Annotated in this window: 4 protein-coding genes and 2 pseudogenes; 2 read left to right on the forward strand and 4 right to left on the reverse strand. The window is 35.2% G+C overall.

Features of this window, described 5'->3' with window-relative positions; all coding sequences use genetic code 11:
- Positions 1-108: 108 nt before the first annotated feature.
- Positions 109-798, reverse strand: coding sequence for a universal stress protein (locus ACE3PD_RS10500; protein ID WP_374402227.1), 690 nt, complete (start codon positions 796-798; stop codon positions 109-111).
- 259 nt (positions 799-1,057) lie between these two features.
- Here ACE3PD_RS10500 and ACE3PD_RS10505 point away from each other — a divergent pair, with 259 nt between their 5' ends.
- Both ACE3PD_RS10505 and ACE3PD_RS10510 read left to right on the forward strand, forming a co-directional pair.
- A complete protein-coding gene (locus ACE3PD_RS10505) occupies positions 1,058-1,222 on the forward strand; it encodes a hypothetical protein (RefSeq protein WP_374402229.1) in 165 nt (54 codons plus the stop codon).
- Positions 1,223-1,541: 319 nt separating this feature from the next.
- Positions 1,542-1,805 carry a transporter associated domain-containing protein gene (locus ACE3PD_RS10510; protein WP_374402231.1) on the forward strand — a complete coding sequence of 88 codons (264 nt, stop codon included), beginning with the start codon at positions 1,542-1,544 and terminating at the stop codon, positions 1,803-1,805.
- A gap of 34 nt (positions 1,806-1,839) precedes the next feature.
- Here the strand turns inward: ACE3PD_RS10510 and ACE3PD_RS10515 are convergent.
- The 3 genes and pseudogenes from ACE3PD_RS10515 to ACE3PD_RS10525 all read right to left on the reverse strand — a co-directional run.
- Positions 1,840-2,745, reverse strand: a pseudogene (locus ACE3PD_RS10515) (VapE domain-containing protein); the annotation flags it as partial.
- A 233-nt stretch (positions 2,746-2,978) separates the two neighbouring features.
- Positions 2,979-3,530 (reverse strand): hypothetical protein, encoded by a 552-nt coding sequence (locus tag ACE3PD_RS10520; protein WP_374402233.1) that lies wholly within the window; start codon positions 3,528-3,530, stop codon positions 2,979-2,981.
- 164 nt (positions 3,531-3,694) lie between these two features.
- Positions 3,695-3,922: pseudogene (locus ACE3PD_RS10525) on the reverse strand (hypothetical protein); the annotation flags it as partial.

Genomic DNA, 3,922 nt, shown 5'->3' on the forward strand with positions numbered 1-3,922 from the left:
TGGAGCTTATTTTGAAAAAGTAGGTGACACACTCAAACTGAAGATTGCACTCACCAAAAAACGCAGAAAATGGTTCGTCGGAATTTGGGATTACCCCATAGACTTATCTCAAAAAATTTCAACTGCGTGATTTGGGTTAATAGTAGAAATTTCAGAATTGTGTAATTTCTCACCAAAAAGCTGTACTTTATTTTCTAAATTCCGGATGCTACTCTTGCGCTTGAAAGCGTCGATAGCCACAAGACGAACATTGGCTTTATTCTTTTTGGCGATTGGCATTACAGACTGCAGTTTATCTTCCACCGCCTTTACATTGCGAATCGGAAAAAGGATTTTTTCAAACTTTTCCTTATTGAAATTTTCAGGAATCGTCATGACCGGTACCGCACTGTTTGCGATAATCTCATAGGTATTCGAACTGATAAAGCCCGGTCTTTTTTTTGGATATTGCACAGGCATCAAAATGAGGTCTATGTTTTTCTGCTTGCTGTATTTCAGAACTTGTGTAGCGACAGATCCAATGGCGTGTTGGGCGATAACATCTTCATTTGTAATTTTCCTCATCACCATTTTGTAAGTTGCTAATTGTTTTTCCGCAGACTCAATCATTGCATTTCCGTAGAAAAAAAATTTTCCGCTCGATACACTTCCTGTTCCCAACAATGAGAAAGGGATCACATTAAGCACATGCACCTTAGCACCGTGACGGTTAGCCACTGCTGCAGCGATGTGCAGAAATTTTTCATTTTTACGGGTAAAGTCTAGGGGAATCAGTATATTTTTTATTGCATCATTCATCTTTATAAAAGTTTAGTGCAAAGGTAAAATATACCATACTTTCTGTGTGGGAAGATTTAGGCGGATGGTGGTACAATTTACATTCGTGAATACTAGAGGCTTGCTATCTACTGGAATATAATCAAAACCTTTAGAAATTATATTATTATTTAGGTTAATTATATTTTTCATAGCAAATTCGTTCCTCAGGAAGCACTAAATGTATTACATAGAAATATTGGTTCTATTCTTACTGATATTATTAAACGGCATTTTCTCAATGAGTGAAAACGCATTGGTATCTGCAAAGAAATTCAAACTTGAAAATTTGGCTACAAAAGGAAGTGCCAATGCTAAAAAAGTAATACCACCCGCCCAAAAAACCAAACACATTTTTATCCACCGTACAGATTGGCATTACCTTACTCGGCATCTTGACAGATAAAAGTAAAAAGCAATCTAGAATCCCATTCTATTTATCCTGTTGTAGATAAGAACCTGGATAATTTGATAGGATATGTATCTGTAAAAGAGCTTTTTTCTCAAGTTACTGATTCTGAAGAATTTCAACTTAGGTCATTTATAAGATAACCACTATTTGTGCATGAAAACACTGCTGCTTACCGGGTTTTGGAACAGTTTAAAACTAAAAGAATTGACTATGCATTTGTTGTTGACTAATATAGCTCCCTGGAGGGATTGATTGCGATGGATGACTTAATGGACGCTTAATATGGGATGCTACCGAATATGGACACAGAGAAATGCAGATTTCTGAAAATACGGATGGGAGTTTTATATTGGACGGTCAATTTTCCTACTACGAACTATTGCAAAAATTAGAATTGGAAGATGAGTATGAACCCGGTGACTATAACACTGGGGGTGGTTTCCTCATCTCCCAACTGCAACATTTCCCAAAAGAGCGAGAAGAAGTTTTTTGGAACGATTATATTTTCACCATTCTTAAAACTGATAAGAAAATGATTGAAAAAGTGAGCGTAAAGCCTGCCGTACAAAAGACTTAGTACAAAAACATCTCAATTTTAATATATTTAAAAATCACGATTTAAAGCGGAACGGAATTTCCTGCTGCACAGCACATACCTTCTTAACCTCTGAACCCTCTTTATTTTTAGCATCTACTATTTCAGGTTCCAAAAAATTAACTGCGTACACATAGGAGTTATTTTTCATCACCCGGTTGTAACCATGTTTTCGTAACGCTTTTCCCAATTTGTTTACTGAAGCATCCGATATATTTAAATTTGCCCGGCTTGTTATCATTTGCAGAATTTGTGTGGTGTTTAAAAAGTACTGGGCGGTTTCTTTTTCTGCACTTTCAAACCAAGTCAGCAACAATTCTTCCTCCGGACTTCTTAACTGATATTGTTCGTTGTTGGCGTTAATTTCTTTGATTTCTTCCTGGTTAAACCAATGGCGAAAATCTGATTTGTAGAGTGATACTGCCTGAGCATACACTTTGTTGATGTCAATATTATGGGTGTATTCAATGTTTTCTACTTCGAAACAAAGAAAACGGCGTGAGCCGGTTGTATCGTTCAAAAACTGAGCGGTATTTACACTTCCGGCAAAGCTCGCTCTTCGTGGCATATTTTCATTGTTGTGACCGTATGCTTTTCTCATTCTGATGTGGGTTTTAGTGATGATTTCTTTAAGGGAACCTATTTCAGTTTTATTTAAGTTTTCTAATTCGTCCAAATTGATTAACATACATTCTGCTAAGTGAATTAAAGTGTCTTTATTGTTTGGATTTATGGTTCCTGAAAAGATATATTCTTTGAGCTGTTTAGGCATCAGTTTTTCCATCCAAGTTGTTTTTCCTAAACCTTGCTTTCCACTGAATACAATTACAGTTTGGTTTACTTGCTTTTCATCGAGTACACAAGCTACCATAGCCACAAACCATTTTTTGAAACAAGTTCTCCAAAGGTCTTGTTTTGTAGTGGTTACTGTATCGGCTAACTCTCAAATATGCGAATATATTTCCAATCTCCCAACATAAATTGCGTGCTAAAAAGTGATTATCCCATAACAGAAAGCACAACCCAAATTTACCAATCATTTCCTTTATCCCAATACGTTAACCCTTAAAACCACATTCCGTGAAAACACCCACAAAAAAACCTGAAATTTGAGGTTGCGCAACGGTTACACATGTTAGCGGTTAGGCTGTTATTCTATGTTTTGATTTTTCTGTTTTTCAAGATTATAATTGATATTATATATACTATAATAATTGCTATTGGAATTACTACAAATCTGTCTGAAGGAAACAAATACCAAAGAATTAAAACTAAAATTGTCCTTACAATTGAATGAAATAGTCCAACCCAATGGTCAATAATCCAAGTCAAAGGAACCCACATTAATCCCGTCAAAATCCCAACGGTTAATGGAAGAGAGGTGTAATCTACTATGAAAAAAGGTATTGCGATTGAATAGACTAAAATAGCTTGAGCCACTGTAAGAAAAAATAAATTATCAAATGTATTTTTAGGTTTACTTTTGTTAAGATAGTCTTCGCCAGTTAATTTCGAAATTCCCAAAGCTAAATAAACTATTGATCCTGTCGCTATAAACAAAACCCAAACAGTAATATTGTCAAGAAAAATAATCCCTGAAATAGCCACTATCAACCACGCAATTAATCCTGCAATCGGAGAAGCTAAAAGTTTCTTGCTTTTAAATTCTTCTTTTTGTTCTTCAAGAGTTCTTTGATTTCCTGTCATTTTCTATAGGTTAATTTCGTTCGGCGGTTTGTTATAAGCTGACCGCTAACGGTTCGGGTATTGCCAAAGGCGGGGATTTTAGCACAAAAGTTGAACCGAAGAACTACAGTTGAACTTTGCAGTTTCGCCCCACTATTGCAAAACCGATTTTAGAAGCAGTTTCTTTATTTCATTTTAAAATATTCCAATGCTTCTGGTCCTTTTAGCATCGTCATTCCAAGTCCAATAAGTCCACCAATAACTAAGAAAATTATGTATCCTAAAATGGCCAAACCTAAAACTCCGAGAACTTTTATAATAATTGACTTTAAAGGTTTGTCTTTGTAAAATTCTCTGAAAAACCAAACTAATATTATTGGAACAAGAAGTAATGAAAATTGAGTAATATTAAA

Source organism: Flavobacterium sp., assembly GCF_041911335.1.
Classification (GTDB): domain Bacteria; phylum Bacteroidota; class Bacteroidia; order Flavobacteriales; family Flavobacteriaceae; genus Flavobacterium.

Bases quoted from the DNA above. Each gene is read 5' to 3' on its own strand.
- ACE3PD_RS10500 (WP_374402227.1), bottom strand. From the start codon at position 798: ATGAATGATGCAATAAAAAATATACTGATTCCCCTAGACTTTACCCGT.
- ACE3PD_RS10505 (WP_374402229.1), top strand. From the start codon at position 1,058: ATGAGTGAAAACGCATTGGTATCTGCAAAGAAATTCAAACTTGAAAAT.
- ACE3PD_RS10510 (WP_374402231.1), top strand. From the start codon at position 1,542: ATGCAGATTTCTGAAAATACGGATGGGAGTTTTATATTGGACGGTCAA.
- ACE3PD_RS10520 (WP_374402233.1), bottom strand. From the start codon at position 3,530: ATGACAGGAAATCAAAGAACTCTTGAAGAACAAAAAGAAGAATTTAAA.